Raw genomic sequence first — 16,122 nt, forward strand, 5'->3', positions numbered from 1 at the left:
CTGCTGGGACTACCCGCTATAATCGCCGATCTGACGAGAACTGAAGCTTGCCGCCATGCATACCCCTGGATTCGCTGAAGCGGAAACATGCAGAACGTGACCACATCCCGCGCCCTCTGCGTCGACCTCGACGGCACCCTGCTCCGCTCGGACATCCTGTACGAATCGTTGTTGGCGCTGCTCGCCCACAACCCGCTTTACCTGTTTCTGATCCCGTTCTGGCTGCTGCGCGGCAAGGCCTACGTGAAGCGCCAGCTGGCCTCGCGGGTGCAGCTGCCGGCGGAGACGCTGCCCTACGACGAGCGCGTGCTGGAGATCCTGCGCACCACCACGCAGCGTCCCCGCGTGCTGTGCACCGCCTCGGACCGGCTGCTGGTGCAACCCATCGCCGATCACCTGGGGCTGTTCGAGGAGGTCATGGCCAGTGACGGCCATACCAACCTGTCCGGCAGCAACAAGGGCCACGCGCTGGCCGAACGCTTCGGCGAGCGCGGCTTCGACTACATGGGCAACGGCCAGGTCGACCTGAAGGTGTGGGCGCATGCCAGTGGCGCGATCGTGGTCAACAACGGTGCGGGGCTCGTCCGCGCGGCGTCCAGGCAGAGCGAGGTGCTGGCCCATCTGCCCGCGCAGAATGGCAACCTGCTGACCTGGATCAAGGCCCTGCGTGTCTACCAGTGGCTGAAGAACCTGCTGGTGCTGGTGCCGCTGCTGACCGCACACCGCTTCCTGGATCCGGCCGCCATCGCCGATGCCGGCGTTGCCTTCCTGGCCTTTGGTCTGTGCGCATCCGGCGTCTACCTGCTCAACGACCTGCTGGACCTCACCCCGGATCGCATGCATCCGCGCAAGCGCAGGCGTCCGTTCGCGGCAGGCACGCTGCCGTTGCTGCATGGCCTGCTGGTCGCGCCGTTGATCACCCTGGCCGGCTTTGCGCTGGCCTTCGTGTGCAGTGCCGAGTTCGCGCTGGTACTGCTCTGCTACTACGTGATGACCCTGAGCTATTCACTGAAGCTCAAGCGCATCGTGATGATTGACGTGGTGATGCTGGCCGCGCTGTACACCGTGCGCATCATCGGTGGCGCAGTTGCGATCGGCTCGGAGCTCTCGTTCTGGCTGCTGGCCTTCTCGATGTTCGTGTTCCTCAGCCTGGCCATGCTCAAGCGCTACACGGAACTGGCATCGGCCCTGGCCAATGGCAAGGAGATGGCCATCGGCCGTGGCTACTCGGTGGCCGACCTGCCGCTGGTGCAGTCGCTCGGCGCGGCTGCGGGTTACATCGGCGTTCTGGTGTTCGCGCTTTACATCAACAGCCCGGAGAGCCTGGAGCTGTACAGCAATCCCAAGCTGCTGTGGCTGCTGTGCCCGATCCTGCTGTACTGGATCAGCCGCATGTGGATCGTCTCCCACCGCGGCGACATGCATGACGACCCGATCGTGTTCGCTGCCCTGGACCGCGGCAGCCAGATCGTCATCGCGCTGTGCGTACTGATCGTCCTGATCGCGATATGACCCTGGTCAGCGGCTCATCCTGGGGGCGTTACCCGCGCGTACAACAACGCGTCGTCCCTGTGCTCGATCGTGAGGATGGCCTGCCGCTGCCTGACCATGGCAGCGTGCTGCCGCACGGCAATGGCCGCAGCTACGGCGACAGTTGCCTGAACCCGGATGGGACCCTGCTGGCCAGCCGGGCGCTGGACCGCTTCATCGCCTTCGACCCGGCAACCGGCATCGTCCGCTGCGAAGCCGGGGCAACCTTGGCCAACATCATCGACATCGCCCTGCCCAGCGGCTGGTTCCTGCCGGTTACCCCCGGCACGCGCTATGCCACAGTGGGCGGGGCCATTGGCAACGATGTGCATGGCAAGAACCATCATCGTGCGGGCACGTTCGGCCATCATATCCGTCGGCTGCAGCTACTGCGCAGTGACGGCACGCGACTGGAACTGGCACCTGGCGATGCCAGCGGACTGTTCGAAGCGACCGTAGGCGGTCTCGGTCTGACAGGCTTCATCACCTGGGCCGAACTGCAGCTGCGACGCGTCCCCGGCCCCTGGATCGAGACCGAATCGATCCGCTTCGACAACCTCGATGAGTTCTTCAGCCTGTCGCGGGAGTCCGCCAGCGGCTTCGAGTACACCGTGGCCTGGATCGACTGCCTTGCCAGTGGCAAGCATCTGGGCCGCGGGCATTTCCTGCGCGGCGACCATGCGCCGGGCAATGCACAGGCCGCTGCCCCCAGCTCGGCGCCACGCCGCAGCATGCCGGTGGTACCGCCCGTATCACTGGTCAACCGCCTGACTCTGCGCCCGTTCAATACGCTGTATTACTGGCGCCAGCCGGCACGCCGCGCGCGCCACGTCTCGCACTACCAGAGCTATTTCTATCCGCTGGACGGCATCAACCACTGGAACCGCATGTACGGCCCGCGCGGCTTCCTGCAGCACCAGTGCGTGCTGCCGCCGGCCATCGCGCACGATGCCACCGCGGCGCTGCTGGGCGAAATCGCCCGCAGCGGTCGCGGCTCGTTCCTGGCGGTGCTGAAGGAGTTCGGCGACCGGCCCTCACCGGGCATGCTCTCCTTCCCGCGCCCGGGTACCACCCTGGCGCTGGATTTCCCCAACGACGGCGCCGACCTGTTGAAGATGCTCGACCGCCTGGACCGCATCGTCAGCGAGGCCGGCGGCGCTGTCTATCCGGCCAAGGATGCGCGCATGTCCGGCGCGCTGTTCCGGCAGGCCTACCCGGCCTGGGAGGCCTTCTCCCGCCACATCGACCCCCGATTCTCGTCCGGCTTCTGGCGCCGGGTGATGGAGTAAGCATGCAGAAGATCCTGATCATCGGCGCCACCTCGGCGATTGCAGAAGCCGTCGCCCGCCTGTATGCCGCCCGCGCGGCTGCAATCTATCTGGTCGGTCGCAATGCCGGTCGATTGGACACCATTGCCGCAGACCTGCAGGTGCGCGGTGCGCAGCGCGCTGAGTACGGCGTGCTCGACATCAACGATGTAGGCGCGCACAGTGCGCTGCTCGATGCGGCCTGGAACGCGCTGGGCGGTGTCGACACCGTGCTCATCGCGCATGGCACCCTGCCCGACCAGTCTGCCTGCGATGCCTCGGTGAACCTGTCGCTGCGCGAGTTCGCCACCAACGGCACCTCCACCATCGCCCTGTCCGCTGCACTGGCGCAGCGCCTTCAGCCGAGTGCCACCCTGGCGGTCATTTCCTCGGTGGCCGGCGATCGTGGACGCGCCAGCAACTACCTGTACGGTAGTGCCAAGGCAGCGGTGACCGCCTACCTCAGCGGCCTTGGCCAGCGCCTGCGCCCTGCCGGCGTCAACGTGCTGGTGATCAAGCCGGGCTTCGTCGATACACCGATGACCGCAGCCTTCAAGAAGGGCGCCCTGTGGGCGACCCCGGAGAAGGTCGCTGTGGGCATTATGAAGGCCATCGGCAAGCGCAAGGCCGTGGCCTACCTGCCGGGGTTCTGGTGGGCGATCATGATGATCATCAAGAACATTCCTGAATTCGTTTTCCGCAGAATCAAGCTCTGACTCAAACGTCGACCCAGCAAGAGAGAGGATCTCACGCATGCCCGATATCGATCGCGACCTAGACGTTCTCTATCAGCACCGCTTCCCAAAGGAAGAGCTCGCCAACAAGAATCGGATCTGGCAGGTACTGTGTGGCCAGTACTTCAGTCGTTTCGTGGATCCATCCGATACAGTGGTCGACATCGGCGCAGGCTACTGCGAATTCATCAACAACATTCCGGCGGCGGGCAAGATCGCGGTCGACCTCAATCCCGATGTCCGCCAGTTCGCCGCTGATGGCGTGCGCATCATCAACGAGAGCTGCACGGCGGTGGCTTCGATACCCGATGCCAGCGTCGATGCCGTGTTCATGAGCAACTTCCTGGAACACCTTCCGACCAAGGATCTCGTCCTGCAGACCTTGCGCGAGAGCGCGCGCATGCTCAAACCCGGTGGCCGTGCGATCATTCTGCAGCCGAACATCCGCTTCCTGTACGACGAATACTGGGACTATTTCGATCATCACACCGCGCTGAGCGACCGGAGCCTGGTCGAGGGTGTGCTGATGGCCGGTCTCGAGCCCCGGGTTGTGATCCCGAAGTTCCTGCCCTACACCACCAAAAGCCGCCTGCCACAGGCGCCCTGGCTGGTCTCGCTGTACCTGAAGATTCCGCTCGCCTGGCACATCCTGGGCAAGCAAGCTCTGGTCGTGGCCTACAAGCCACGCTGAATCCCTTTCCAAACATTCGAATTCGTCCATGGTAGACAAGAACGACAAGATCGTCCTGACCGGCGCCGCGGGCCTGGTGGGGCAGAACCTCATCGTCGAGATGAAGCAGCAGGGCTATACCCGTTTGGTGGCGATCGACAAGCACGCCCATAACCTGGAGATCCTGCGCAGCCTGCATCCCGACGTAGAGACGATCCTGGCCGACCTTGCGGAGCCCGGCGACTGGGCGCGCGCCTTCGAAGGCGCGCGACTTGTGGTGCAGCTGCATGCACAGATCACCGGCAAGACCACCGAACTGTTCGTACGCAACAACCTGACAGCAACCGGGCACGTATTGGCCGCCTGCAAGGCTGCCGGCGTGCCCTACATGGTGCACATCAGCTCTTCGGTGGTGAATTCCGTCGCCAAGGACGACTACACCAATACCAAGCGTGAGCAGGAAGAGATGGTAGTGGCCAGCGGCCAGCGCCACTGCGTGCTTCGCCCCACCCTGATGTTCGGCTGGTTCGACCCCAAGCACCTGGGCTGGCTGTCGCGCTTCATGGCGCGTACGCCGGTCTTCCCGATTCCCGGCGACGGCAGGTTCATGCGCCAGCCACTGTACGAACGCGATTTCTGCCGCTGCATCGCCAAGTGCATCGAGACCGAACCGGACGGCCAAGTATTCGATATTGTCGGAGATACCCGCGTGGACTACGTGGACATCATCCGCACCATCAAGCGGGTCAAGAAGCTGCACACGGTGATCGTGCACATCCCGATCGGATTCTTCGGTTTCCTGCTGAAGGTATACAGCCTGTTCAGCAGCAAGCCGCCCTTTACCGCCGATCAGCTCAAGGCGCTCAGTGCCGGTGACGACTTCAAGGGTGTCGATACCGAGGCGGTGTTCGGGGTGAAGCAGACCCCGTTCGAAGCCGCCATCCGCGAAAGCTACACCGACCCGCGCTACAGCCATATCGTGCTGCAGCGCTGATCCGACAGAACAGACGAAGAGTTCCTCACATGCCCAATTTCGCCATCATCGGTAGCGGCCCCATGGGTCTCATGGCAGCACTGGAGCTGCTCAAGCAGGGCCACCAGGTCGACATCTACGAACGCGACGACCGCATCGGCGGCATGTCCGCGGATTTCGACTTCGACGGCTTGCGCATCGAGCGCTACTACCACTTCATCTGCAAGACCGACTACCCGCTGTTCAAGCTGCTCGACGAGATGCAGCTGTCCGACCGCCTGCACTGGACGGACACGAAGATGGGCTACTACTACCAGGGCAAGCTGCACAAGTGGGGCACCCCGTTCGCGCTGCTCGGCTTCCCGCATCTGGGCCTGGTTGACAAGGTCCGCTACGCCCTGCATGTGATGCACACCAAGGGAATCCAGGACTGGACCGCGCTGGACAAGGAAAACGCCCGCGACTGGATCACCCGCTGGATCGGCCCCAAGGCCTACAAGGTGATGTGGGAGAAGGCGTTCGCCCTGAAGTTCTTCGAATACCAGAACGACCTGTCGGCATCGTGGATCGGCACCCGCATCAAGCGCGTGGCGCTGTCGCGCCGCAACCTGTTCAATGAAAGCATGGGCTACCTGGAGGGTGGCTCGGCGGTACTGCTGGAAAAGATGGCCGTAGAGGTACAGCGCCGGGGAGGCCGCATCCTGCTGTCGCAGCCAATCGAGGAAGTGACGGCGGTCGATGGCAAGGTCACCGGCATCCGCACCGCCAGCGCGCAACAAGCGTACGACACGGTTGTCTCGACCGCCCCCATCCAGTACGTGCCGAAGATGGTGCCGGCACTGCCGAAGGTCTTCGCCGAGCAGGTCGATGCCATCGAGAACATCCCGGTGGCCTGCGTGATCCTGAAGCTGTCGCAGCCGGTCAGCGAGAACTTCTGGATGAACATCAGTGATGACCGCATCACCATCCCGGGCCTGATCGAGTACAGCAACCTCAATCCGGGCAAGGGTCCGGGCGAGCACATCGTGTACGCGCCGTACTACATGCCCAAGACCCACCCGAAGTGGCAGTGGAGCAACCAGCAGCTGATCGACGAGGTGATCAGCTACCTGCCGATGATCAATCCGGCGTTCAAGCCAGAATGGATCAAGGCGACGCACTGCCACCGCTACGAGTACGCGCAGACGATCTGCCCGCCGGGCTTCCAGGACATGCTGCCGCCGATGAAGACGCCGCTGCAGGGCTTCTTCATGGCGGACACCGCCTACTACTACCCGGAAGATCGCTCGATCAACGAGAGCATTGCGGTGGGGCAGACGCTGGCGGCACTGGCCTTGCAGGGAACAGTCGCAACGTGAGCACAGTTCCCGTAGCACGGCAGTTCGTGCTGTTCCTCATTGCCGGTGGCCTCGCGGCGGGGGTGAACATCGGTTCACGCCTGCTGCTGGGTCACTGGCTCGCGTACATACCTTCCATCCTGGTTGCCTATTGCCTCGGCATGGCAACCGCATTCGTACTGGGCAAGCAGTTCGTGTTTGAAAAGGCGCAGAACCCATTCCACCAGCAGGCCCTGTGGTTCATGGCCGTCAACGCCGCCGCTGTTGTCCAGACGCTCCTCATCAGCGTGTCACTGTCCCACTGGCTGCTGCCCGCCATGGGCATGCACTTCCACAACGACACACTGGCACACGTAGTCGGCGTACTGGCCCCCGTCGTGACCAGCTACTTCGGCCACAAGCACCTATCCTTCCGGGCCGCGTGAAGCGTGCATCCTGTCACCGGACGCCGTTCGTGACGAACGCTCACCTGCGCGGTCCTCAAGAACTCGTGCGCATCAAGGATAAAGGTACATGATGGGCAACAATGAAGTGACCCAATGAACGTACCACTGCCCTCAAGCCAGTTCATCAGGTTCCTGCTGGTAGGCGGGCTGGCAGCCGCCGTCAACGTCGGCTCCCGGATCCTGCTCAGCCACTGGCTGCCGTATGTAACCGCCATCCTGCTCGCTTTCTGCTTGGGCCTGGTCACCGCCTTCGCGCTGAACAAGGTGTTCGTGTTCAACCAGGCCAGCAACCGCCTGCACCATCAGGTGCTCTGGTTCATTGCCGTCAACATCGCTGCTGTCGGGCAGACCCTCCTCATCAGCCTGCTGGTGGCACGCTGGCTGCTGCCGCTTCTGAACGTGGATTTTCATAACGAAACCATCGCCCACGCATTGGGCGTCATCGTACCGGTGATCACCAGCTACATCGGCCACAAGCGACTATCGTTCCGAGCCTGAGTGATTCCAGCCATCACGGCAACGGAAGGCCCGCGCAGATCAGTGGGCGGGCTCCTGCGCAGCAGCCAGTACACGGTCTGTCCCGGCGGCCTCAGGAATAGGCAAACGTGCAAAGGTCACCGGGAAGCTTGAATTCCAGAACCGCCGGGTACCGCTGTCGCCATAGACGGTAAAGGCAACAACCCGATGCCCACGCAGCAGTTCCTCGCGGCTACCGGAAGAGAGCGCAACGAAATCCCTGGCGTCGGCCACCGTGGGTGACAGAAGGAAGCCCGTCCGGGTCGACCCAGCGATCAGCCGATAGTCGGCGGTGAGGCCATTCTCGAAGCGGACCTTGATCGACAACTTGGGGAGCTTGTAGAGCGTCGATGCGATGCGACCAGCCGGGGTCGGTCGAATATCCATCGAGACCCAGACCGGCTCCCTCCAGTCCGGTACGGCGACTTCCTGGTCCACCCGCGCAACGGTGAGCTGAGCGTCCTGAGGCTGCAACGCCATCGGCGGCCGACCGGACCGCTGAAGCACCGCATATCCCCCTTCCAGAGCCACCGGGGTATAGCTGCCCAGCAACGGGAGCCAGCTCGCGCCGTCGTCCATGGCTGGATAGCGATGATCGATTGGATCCACCTTGAAGTAGATGCGCGAAGGCGGATCCTTGAGCAGATGATCGGCATTGGCCGTCGCAAGGGCCGGCGTGTAAACGGAGTAGCTCTGCAGGATCGGACGTGGCACCCAGGTCGATCCAGCCGCGATCAGCGGAGCGAGTTCGGTGGGATAGACATCGGCCGTCCCCGTGTACCCTGCGAACGGGGCGCGCGAGCCGATCGCCGCGGAAATCGCCTTGAACTGGTTGCCGAGTGCCTCCGGCTCGATCATCCGCGTCACCAGTCCGGCTGCGGGCCGCTGGATTGACTGGGCGAACTGCGCTGACAGTGACTTCGGCGTTACGGGAGCATAGGGATCGGTAATCGCCCACCACCCGGCCAGGCCAATGACCAGGGCCAGCATGCCGGCGCGGCCGGCATTGTGGATGCACAGGAATGCGCCAACCATCGTCAGCGCCACCGCCGCGGTGAGCGCATGCAGGTCATGCCGTACGAAGCCGGATTTGAAGGTAACGAACAGATAGGCCGCAACCAGCAACGTTACATGCCAATAGCGACGCCCGCCGCTGCACAGTGACAGGCCAACGAGCACAACGGCCGCCAACAGGAAGTAAAGGATGTCCTTGCCCCTGCCAACCACCGACATACCATCGGTGTAGCCGGAAATGATCGGGGCCTGAGCGATGAAGTAGCGCGGGAGATCCGGCAGCGCCTGGCCTGAGGCCATCCATGCCATCGGCATCACGATCAGTTGGACGGCGAGGGCCAGCATTACCGTCCGGCGATCCAATCGCCAGCCCAGCAGGATCGTCGCCGCGCTCGCCAGCGCGACCATCACGCCGAAGTTGCCTTTCACCAGCGGCAATATTGCCATCGCCGCCGCAATCAGGCAGACGACAGCGGAATACGCACGCCCGCGCTCGATACCGCGCATGACAACGCATGGAAGCAGAACAGGAAGGAACAGGAAGGCAACGTCGCGGCTTACGCCCAGCCCGAGTACCAGCGGCAACAGCAGCAACCATGCGCGCCAGCGAGGGGGCGCAACGGCGAACATGCCTGCAAACAGGGCTGCCGCGATGAGTAGGGAGCCGCCCAGCATCAGCAGGTCCGTGGCCGGGTGATAGAGCGTGGTATAGACAGATGCCAACGGTCCAAAGGTGAAGACGATCTGCGTGCCAAAACGCAGTTGCTCGGCAACGGCGTGGTTCATCGCATACATCCACGATCCATCGAGACTCTCGAATGGCATCGCCGGTGCGAACGGCGTAACCATCAGGATCACCAGAAAGGAGCTCAACAAAGCGACGCAGGCCGCCCACACAGGCGTCATGGCCGCCCCCGCACCGTCCGCACCGTTGACTGATCTGATCGCCTGTTTCATCGCTTGCCTTGAGATTCTTGCGCTGAAAGGCCGTGCCGCTATCTCGCTGGTGCGACAAGCCGCAGCGGCCCCATTTATCCCTACAGATTGTATCCGCAAACCCCTCGCGTCCCGTCGCCTTCGGGTCGCGGACGGATTCCGCGCAGGGCCATCGGCGAGCGCTGGCTACCTTGTCGTCCGCGGCGCGCTATATTGGGCGAAAACGGCCCACACTGCGCGCATGAAACAACATACCGCCCTACTTCTCCTGGTCCTGGCGGCCCCCGGCTGCCAACCCACGCCAGTCCCTTCGGAGCCCTCGCCGCAGACCGTGGCAAACGCACCTGCACCTGCCCCCACTGGGCAAGCCTGCCTGGCTGCAGTGGTACGGGATCTGCAGGTCGCATGGCCCAATAACCATACTGTGGACATCGTTGCCTTTGGCCACAGCGTTCCTGCCGGATTCGGCGTGACGCCCGCCGTGCACAAACGCGATGCCTACCCGCGGCAACTGGAAGATGCACTCGCTGATGCCTATCCGCATGCGGTATTGAATGTGATCACTTCCGCTGTCGGAGGCGAGAACTCCCAGCAGGGCCGCGACCGTTTCCAGCGCGGGGTGCTGGACCTGCACCCCCGCGTCGTTTTGATTGACTATGGCCTGAATGACCGTGCTCTTCCCTTGCAGCAGTCGGCACGCAATCTCGCCTGGTTTGTTATGTCATCGCGCGCGGCGGGAGCGTGTCCGGTCCTGCTGACGCCAACCTGGGACCAACAGGCCGAGAACGGCCAGGCTCGTGCCGCTCTCCGGGCCCAGGCCAGCATGATCCGGAAGCTGGGAGAGTTGACCGACACCCCTGTCGCCGACAGCCTTGCCGCGTTCGAAGCCTATCCTGGTGACCGCAAACGGCTGATGGCGCAGTTCAATCACCCCAACCGCGAAGGCCACGCGGTCGTTCTCACGCAACTGCTGCCGCTGTTCCAAACCGCACAGTAAGCGCTGTCAGCTGCGATGGAACTGCCCGCTCAGGGCAGTTCCGCAACCCTCGCCCGGCGGATGGCCAGCACTGCGGCGCAGACCTTCAGTTGCTCACCATCCTTCTGCAGCACGCGGATCTGCACGTCCTCAGGCAGCTGGCGGGTGTCCACGAACGCTTCAAAACCGGTGTAATGGAGTGCCGGTTGCTTGAAGTAGGCAGCCACATCGGGGCGGGGCACCCGGTTCGCCGGCAACATCCAGGTGCGGCCATCGGTGGCCGACGCAAGCAGGAAAGCGCCGTCGTTGGGCCTTCCCCGCGCGCCATCGAGCGCCGACCAACCGCGCACTTTCACCAGGCCTGCCGGCAGATCCAGCGTGCCGCCCTCCGCCTGCAGCTGGTTCACGGTATCGATGTGGCAATCACCAGCAGCCACGTAGGACTCCACCGCATCGCCGTGCTTCCAGATACCCGCCAAGGCCGCGTCGGCCTCCGGGGCGGTGGGAACATCCAGACGGGCAAAGCTCACCCTGACCGCCGACTTCCACATCAGGCGTGTGCCGCTGGCCCCGCGAATGCCCATGGCGACGACCTTGCGGTTGCCGAGCAGGTCATCGCGGTGGCTGGACGTCAGCGCGACAAAATCATTCACATCCGTGATCGTAGGCGAAAGCAGGAAGCCGCTCTTGGCCAGACCGGCAATGAAACGATATGACGCGGTTTCGCCGTTGTCGTAGCGCACCTGCAGCGTCAACTCCGGAGCCTTGTAGAGAATCGAGAACAGCCTGCCCAGGAGCGTCGGCTGGACGTCGATCGATGCCCACACCGGCCCCTGGTTCTCAGGCACCGCAACGTCCTCGCCCATGCGGACCTCGGTCGAGGTCACCGGCCGTGGTTGCAGGGTTTCCGCCACGGCATCGCGGCGCGAGAGCAACGCGTAGCCCGCATCGATGCGCTGCGCCCGGAACCCTCCAAGCAGGGTGAGCCAACTGGCGCCATCCTCCATGCTGGGGTAGCGCTGATCGATGGGATTGATGTTGAAGAAGATCCTGGTCGGCGGGCTGCTGCGCAGATGCTCAGCATTGGCATCGAGTAGCGGGGGCGAGAATGCCGCATAGCTCTGCGGAACCGGGCGTGGCTTCCAGCTTGCGCCAGAAGCGAGCAGCGGTGACAGGTCCCATGGATAGAGATCAGCATCGCCCGACAGGCCCTTGAATGGCGGCCTGTCCCCGAGGAGCACCAAGCGACGCGGATACTCCTTCGCCAGTGCTGCCGGCTCTGTAGCGCGCCTCCATGCGGCTTCGACCGAAAGCTCGAACTTCGAACCAACCCGTGCCAGTGACGCCACAGGATCCAACGGAAGGAAGGCGAAGGCGAGGAGCCCATAGCCCAGCGCGCCCACTGCCATGGCGGCGATGCCCGGCCACCTACCAGAGCCCGGCACCAGATACAGCAGTGCGCCCATCAGGAGCAGCGCCGACGAAGCAATCAGGGCGTGTGGCGGGTCATGTCTGACGAAGCTGGCCTTGAAGATCACAAAGAGATACAGCGCGACCAGGACCGGCAGATACCAACGACGACGGACGCCTCCGAACGTCGAAAGGGCAACCAGCATCACACTGGCTAACAGGTAGATCACGATGTTCAGGGGGCGCCCATCTACCGACACCGACATGCCATCGGTATAACCCGAGATGAGCGGCATCTGCGCCAGGAAGTAGACCGGCAGGTCGAGCAATGACTGACCTGCGGTGAGCCAGGCTGCGATCAGCACGCCAACTTCGACGACAAACAGTGTGATCGCCAGCCTCGGCGACTCCCGCCAGCACAACAGCACCGCCACCAGACTGGCCAGCGCCGCCGGAACGCTCAGGCTGCCCTTGATCAACGGCAGAATCGCAATCGCGATGGCCAGTAGAATGATTGCAGCCCAGTTGGGCTTGCCGGTCTCCTGCCCGCGCGCCACCGTGATCGGAAGCAGTAGCGGCAGCAGCATGAACACGGCGTCGCGCCAACCATCCCAATCAGGCAGCCAGGTCAATGCCACCAGGAATGGAAACAATGGGAGCAGCACGCGCCTGTGCGGCGACGTGACCGCAAACAGCCCTGCGAACACGGCAACAGACAGCAACATCGCGCCACCGATCATCAAGTGATCGGTCGCCGGGTGGTACACCTCGGTGTAGATCGAAGCCAATGGACCAAAGGTAAAGATGATGTCCTTGCCGAAGCGCAGGTGCTCGGCTGTGGCGACGTTCATCGCGTAGGCCCAGGAACCGTCGACACCGGCGATGGGCATCTCCACTGCGAAGGGCGTCAGCACCAGGATCGTCAGGATGCACGCCAGACCCGACGCCAGCCAGCCCAGCCGGGTCATCGCTACTTTACCGTTGTTCATGAGTCACATCTGGGAGCCATCAGTCTGGACGCTGCATAGTACAGGCACGATGGTTCGGAGTGATGATCAGAGCCGGGGCCGCACGTGCAGCCCGTGCACAGCACGCCGGGACCGATGCGCTCAAGCCGCCGCAGGCCGTCCATCTCCCAGACCGGAAGCAAGCTCAGGCCGGAAGGACAGAAATGCCCTGATTGGCGTAGTTCTCATGGCGCAACGCAGCGTCTGGAGTCCGCGTGGTCGCCGCGAAGTAGCCCGCCTGCTCCACCCACAGTACGAAAAGCCGCTCGATCACGTGGGCCAGGGTGGCATCGAGCTGCCCTGCTTCCGGGTCGAACTCACTCAAGGCCAGCGCCCGCTCCCGCAGCGCATACAGCGCCGCCGGGCGGAACCAGAACATCGTTCCGGCAAAGAACCCCAGCCGGATGCGGGCATCGTCGATCCCGGTTTCCGCAGCAAGGCGGCGCAGCCGTTCCTCATTGCCTCCCCAGAAACGGGCATTGCTGACATAGGCATGCTCCGGGCCCACGATGCCGCAGCTGGAATCGTGCCTGAAGGCGCGCAGGATCTTCAGCACGGTGTGTGAAGAGCCCAGCAGGGACTTCATCAGCTCGTCCCTCCACTGGCCACCGCCATCGTGGTACACGCTCTTCTTGGAGTGGATCTTGCAGACCGCGTCATAGCGGTCGAGCAGGCCGGTATTGAGCAGGCTGACGAAGGGACCGACGTCGCGCCCGATGTTCGGATGCACGAAGACGAAGGCACGCACCTTCCGCTCTTCGAAAAAGCGCACAGCCACCCGACGATCAGCAACCGATTTCACCGACACGAACAGATCATGATCAACGATCATGTTCTTCATGTAGCCTTGGATCGATTCGATCAGGTCCAGATGATAGAGATGAAGCACGATGGCGAACCGCGACTTCAGCTTGTCAGCAGGAATGGCGCCGACACCATAGCGCTGCAGTTCTTCCTGTGAAATTCCGTCACTGGACTGGGCGAGCAGCGGCATCGCGTTGACACGCGTGGCCCGCATCCTGGCGACTTCCTCCTCGACCTGGCCCAGGCGCACCGGGTCGGCGATCAGGCTGGACAGGCCAACGTCCTGTACGCCATTGGGATCATCGCGCAGCACTTCGGTCTTGATGAAACCAAACTGGCGGTAGATGTCATCCCACAGGTAGTGGACCAGATTGGCCTGCTGGATCTCGAATGCCCCCGGTGCAGCAATGCTGTCCGGAGCCGCATCGCGCTCGCGCTTGCGCTTCAGGCGCGCAGCCAGCTTCTGCATCCCATCCGCGCCAGGCTGGAACGCCGACGCAATGCGTACCCCGTGATGCAACAGCCACTGCGTCAAGCCGATCTCATAGGAAAGAATGATTTCCCACTTGTCATCCAGCACCCGCACATCGCGCCAGAACTGGTGGAAGTACTGGCTGAAGAAAACGTCCTTGCGGAACACCATGAAATACGACTGCAGGTGGCGGCTGACCTGCTGCGACTCGGTCATCGACCAGGCACCGCATTCCACACCCTGCATCTTCGTGAAGGCACGGTCCAGGCCCTCCGGATCAATCACCAGCACGCTGTCATTGGCGATGATCAGCTCGTCGTAGGCATACAACGCCTCCACGGCCAGCACACCGGTCCGGAACGAGTAGAAGTCGTATCCAACGTTCTCTCGGACGATGACCGTGATGCGCTCGTCCAGGCCCACCGCCTGGTCAGACGCCAGGCGGGTGGACACCAGCACGATGCGCTCTGCGTGCCGCAACAGGCCTTCGAGCAGCCGACGCGTGAAGTCAGTCAACCGGCCTTCGGCGTCGAAGTGGGCAACAACCGCAACGCGACGGACGGAACTCATGCGTGCCACGCGTGATAGACGCGCACCGCAAAGGAACGCAGGCGGGGGAAGGGCCTCAGGCAACGGCCAATGAACGCACGCAGGCCCGGCCTGGGCACCGAAGAGATTCCCTGGGGATTGGTCCTGCGTACTTCGGCGGACAGCAGGACCACATCGTTGACCAGACGCTCGCGATCATCCAGGAGCGCTTTCATGCGCTCGCCGCCGAGTGCGCGCAGCAACGCCTCATCCTTCATCAGCATCTCATCACTGCCAGCACCGTTCAGCGCGGCATGGGTCGCTTCCAAGTAAGCCAGGCCGTGCTTCAGGTCCGGCTCCAGGTGGCAGCCCTCGCCCCATTCATTCCAGGCGTTGATGAACAGGATCTGGTCTTCCGGTGCATTGTTGACCCGGGTGTACTCGACCAGGCGGCGCAGCCAGTACTGGTAGATCGACGGCGAGGCGTCAACCAGCGTGTGCGAGGTGTGCTGGCGCCGCGCGGTGTTGTCCCAGGACGGCACGATGCCGCGGTACCAGCGGAAGTCGGGCTTGGGCCGGCTGATGGACTGGGCGACCACCTTGCGATAATCGACGAGGCCACCACGGAACTCGGGATTGGTGATGTCGATCGGTCGCGTCAGACGATTCTCCGCGCCGATGAAGGTATGCGGCGGGAACTCCGCGGCAGCGTCATAACCCCAATCGCGCGGATCCACAATGCCGTAGAACTGCACCGCCACGAGATGGATCTCGCCCACACCATTCTCGCGGGCCACCTGGCGCCAGCGCGCGACGGTTTCCTTCGCGTCCGGGAACAGGTCGGCACGGTAGACCAGCAGCATGGGCTTGCCATCGACCTTGATCGCACGGCGATCCTTCAACAGCGGCAGGATGTCCTCAAGGAACCGGCGATCCTCATCGGCGCCGTGCTTCTGCTCGAGCAGCACATCCTTCTCGAGCCCGTCCCAGGTGCGGGTCCAGTTTTCATTGGCCCAGCACACGCAGAACGGGAACTCGATGTCGCTCTTCAGGTAGTTGTCCAGCGGCAACTCGAGGATGCGACGTCCATCGAACCAATAGTAGTAGAAGCAGAACCCGTGAATTCCATAGAGCGAGGCCAGCTCGGCCTGCGCCCGCATGTTGTCGATCAGGCGCAGGTCATAGAAACCGAGCTCGCGCGGGATGTGGGGCTGGTAGTGGCCGGCGAAGTTCGGCTTTCCCTTGGCAACGTTGGTCCACTCGGTGAAGCCAGGCCCCCACCACTCCGAATTCTCCGCGACGGGGTGGTATTGCGGCAGATAGAAGCAGATTGGCTTGACGGTAGACATGTTCATCCCTAGGAGGTGGTTCAACCCAATCTGCTGATGGGTCTTGAAGAAATCGGTTGCTTGGAATGCCGGCCCTCTGCTGTTCCCTGTGGGACCAGGCACCCCGTATTTTT

Annotated in this window: 13 protein-coding genes; 9 read left to right on the plus strand and 4 right to left on the minus strand. The window is 63.1% G+C overall.

Annotated features, from left to right (window positions below; translation table 11 throughout):
* Window positions 1-87: 87 nt before the first annotated feature.
* The 8 genes from AC5P6S_RS15100 (at window position 88) to AC5P6S_RS15135 (ending at window position 7,495) form a co-directional block, all read left to right on the plus strand.
* Window positions 88-1,512 (plus strand): UbiA family prenyltransferase, encoded by a 1,425-nt coding sequence (locus tag AC5P6S_RS15100; protein ID WP_012479071.1) that lies wholly within the window; start codon window positions 88-90, stop codon window positions 1,510-1,512.
* Between the two features lie 2 nt (window positions 1,513-1,514).
* Window positions 1,515-2,819, plus strand: a complete 1,305-nt coding sequence (locus AC5P6S_RS15105; protein ID WP_024957348.1) for an FAD-binding oxidoreductase — start codon at window positions 1,515-1,517, stop codon at window positions 2,817-2,819.
* A 2-nt stretch (window positions 2,820-2,821) separates the two neighbouring features.
* The gene (locus AC5P6S_RS15110; RefSeq protein ID WP_012479069.1) at window positions 2,822-3,553 is read left to right on the plus strand and encodes an SDR family oxidoreductase; all 732 of its coding nucleotides are present in this window, start codon (window positions 2,822-2,824) and stop codon (window positions 3,551-3,553) included.
* 37 nt (window positions 3,554-3,590) lie between these two features.
* Window positions 3,591-4,262, plus strand: a complete 672-nt coding sequence (locus AC5P6S_RS15115) for a class I SAM-dependent methyltransferase (RefSeq protein ID WP_012479068.1) — start codon at window positions 3,591-3,593, stop codon at window positions 4,260-4,262.
* A 28-nt stretch (window positions 4,263-4,290) separates the two neighbouring features.
* Window positions 4,291-5,235: an NAD-dependent epimerase/dehydratase family protein gene (locus AC5P6S_RS15120; protein ID WP_012479067.1), complete on the plus strand. Its 945-nt coding sequence runs from the start codon at window positions 4,291-4,293 to the stop codon at window positions 5,233-5,235.
* Window positions 5,236-5,264: 29 nt separating this feature from the next.
* Window positions 5,265-6,572, plus strand: coding sequence for an NAD(P)/FAD-dependent oxidoreductase (locus AC5P6S_RS15125; RefSeq protein ID WP_012479066.1), 1,308 nt, complete (start codon window positions 5,265-5,267; stop codon window positions 6,570-6,572).
* Entirely contained in the window at window positions 6,569-6,976 is a 408-nt protein-coding gene (locus tag AC5P6S_RS15130) for a GtrA family protein (protein ID WP_282255393.1), read from the plus strand. Before AC5P6S_RS15125 ends, AC5P6S_RS15130 begins: the two co-directional genes overlap by 4 nt.
* Before the next feature lie 114 nt (window positions 6,977-7,090).
* On the plus strand, window positions 7,091-7,495 hold the full coding sequence (locus AC5P6S_RS15135) for a GtrA family protein (RefSeq protein ID WP_012479064.1): 405 nt from the start codon (window positions 7,091-7,093) through the stop codon (window positions 7,493-7,495).
* A 39-nt stretch (window positions 7,496-7,534) separates the two neighbouring features.
* Here AC5P6S_RS15135 and AC5P6S_RS15140 read toward each other — a convergent pair whose 3' ends face one another.
* On the minus strand, window positions 7,535-9,484 hold the full coding sequence (locus tag AC5P6S_RS15140; RefSeq protein WP_012479063.1) for a hypothetical protein: 1,950 nt from the start codon (window positions 9,482-9,484) through the stop codon (window positions 7,535-7,537).
* A 403-nt stretch (window positions 9,485-9,887) separates the two neighbouring features.
* Here AC5P6S_RS15140 and AC5P6S_RS15145 point away from each other — a divergent pair, with 403 nt between their 5' ends.
* Window positions 9,888-10,460, plus strand: a complete 573-nt coding sequence (locus AC5P6S_RS15145) for an SGNH/GDSL hydrolase family protein (RefSeq protein ID WP_157804444.1) — start codon at window positions 9,888-9,890, stop codon at window positions 10,458-10,460.
* A gap of 29 nt (window positions 10,461-10,489) precedes the next feature.
* Here AC5P6S_RS15145 and AC5P6S_RS15150 read toward each other — a convergent pair whose 3' ends face one another.
* From AC5P6S_RS15150 to AC5P6S_RS15160, 3 genes are all read right to left on the minus strand, one after another.
* Entirely contained in the window at window positions 10,490-12,838 is a 2,349-nt protein-coding gene (locus tag AC5P6S_RS15150; protein ID WP_012479061.1) for a hypothetical protein, read from the minus strand.
* A 163-nt stretch (window positions 12,839-13,001) separates the two neighbouring features.
* Entirely contained in the window at window positions 13,002-14,702 is a 1,701-nt protein-coding gene (locus AC5P6S_RS15155) for a rhamnan synthesis F family protein (RefSeq protein ID WP_012479060.1), read from the minus strand.
* Window positions 14,699-16,111 (minus strand): glycosyltransferase WbsX family protein, encoded by a 1,413-nt coding sequence (locus tag AC5P6S_RS15160; RefSeq protein WP_224481839.1) that lies wholly within the window; start codon window positions 16,109-16,111, stop codon window positions 14,699-14,701. The genes AC5P6S_RS15155 and AC5P6S_RS15160 overlap by 4 nt, the downstream gene beginning before the upstream one ends.
* Between the last annotated feature and the right edge of the window lie 11 nt (window positions 16,112-16,122).

The organism is Stenotrophomonas sp. YJH_SMC_119 (assembly GCF_059368315.1).

Excerpts from the sequence above, each read along its gene's own strand:
- AC5P6S_RS15100 (WP_012479071.1), top strand. The coding sequence starts at position 88 with ATGCAGAACGTGACCACATCCCGCGCCCTCTGCGTCGACCTCGACGGC.
- AC5P6S_RS15110 (WP_012479069.1), top strand. The coding sequence starts at position 2,822 with ATGCAGAAGATCCTGATCATCGGCGCCACCTCGGCGATTGCAGAAGCC.
- AC5P6S_RS15115 (WP_012479068.1), top strand. The coding sequence starts at position 3,591 with ATGCCCGATATCGATCGCGACCTAGACGTTCTCTATCAGCACCGCTTC.
- AC5P6S_RS15120 (WP_012479067.1), top strand. The coding sequence starts at position 4,291 with ATGGTAGACAAGAACGACAAGATCGTCCTGACCGGCGCCGCGGGCCTG.
- AC5P6S_RS15125 (WP_012479066.1), top strand. The coding sequence starts at position 5,265 with ATGCCCAATTTCGCCATCATCGGTAGCGGCCCCATGGGTCTCATGGCA.
- AC5P6S_RS15135 (WP_012479064.1), top strand. The coding sequence starts at position 7,091 with ATGAACGTACCACTGCCCTCAAGCCAGTTCATCAGGTTCCTGCTGGTA.
- AC5P6S_RS15140 (WP_012479063.1), bottom strand. The coding sequence starts at position 9,484 with ATGAAACAGGCGATCAGATCAGTCAACGGTGCGGACGGTGCGGGGGCG.
- AC5P6S_RS15150 (WP_012479061.1), bottom strand. The coding sequence starts at position 12,838 with ATGAACAACGGTAAAGTAGCGATGACCCGGCTGGGCTGGCTGGCGTCG.
- AC5P6S_RS15155 (WP_012479060.1), bottom strand. The coding sequence starts at position 14,702 with ATGAGTTCCGTCCGTCGCGTTGCGGTTGTTGCCCACTTCGACGCCGAA.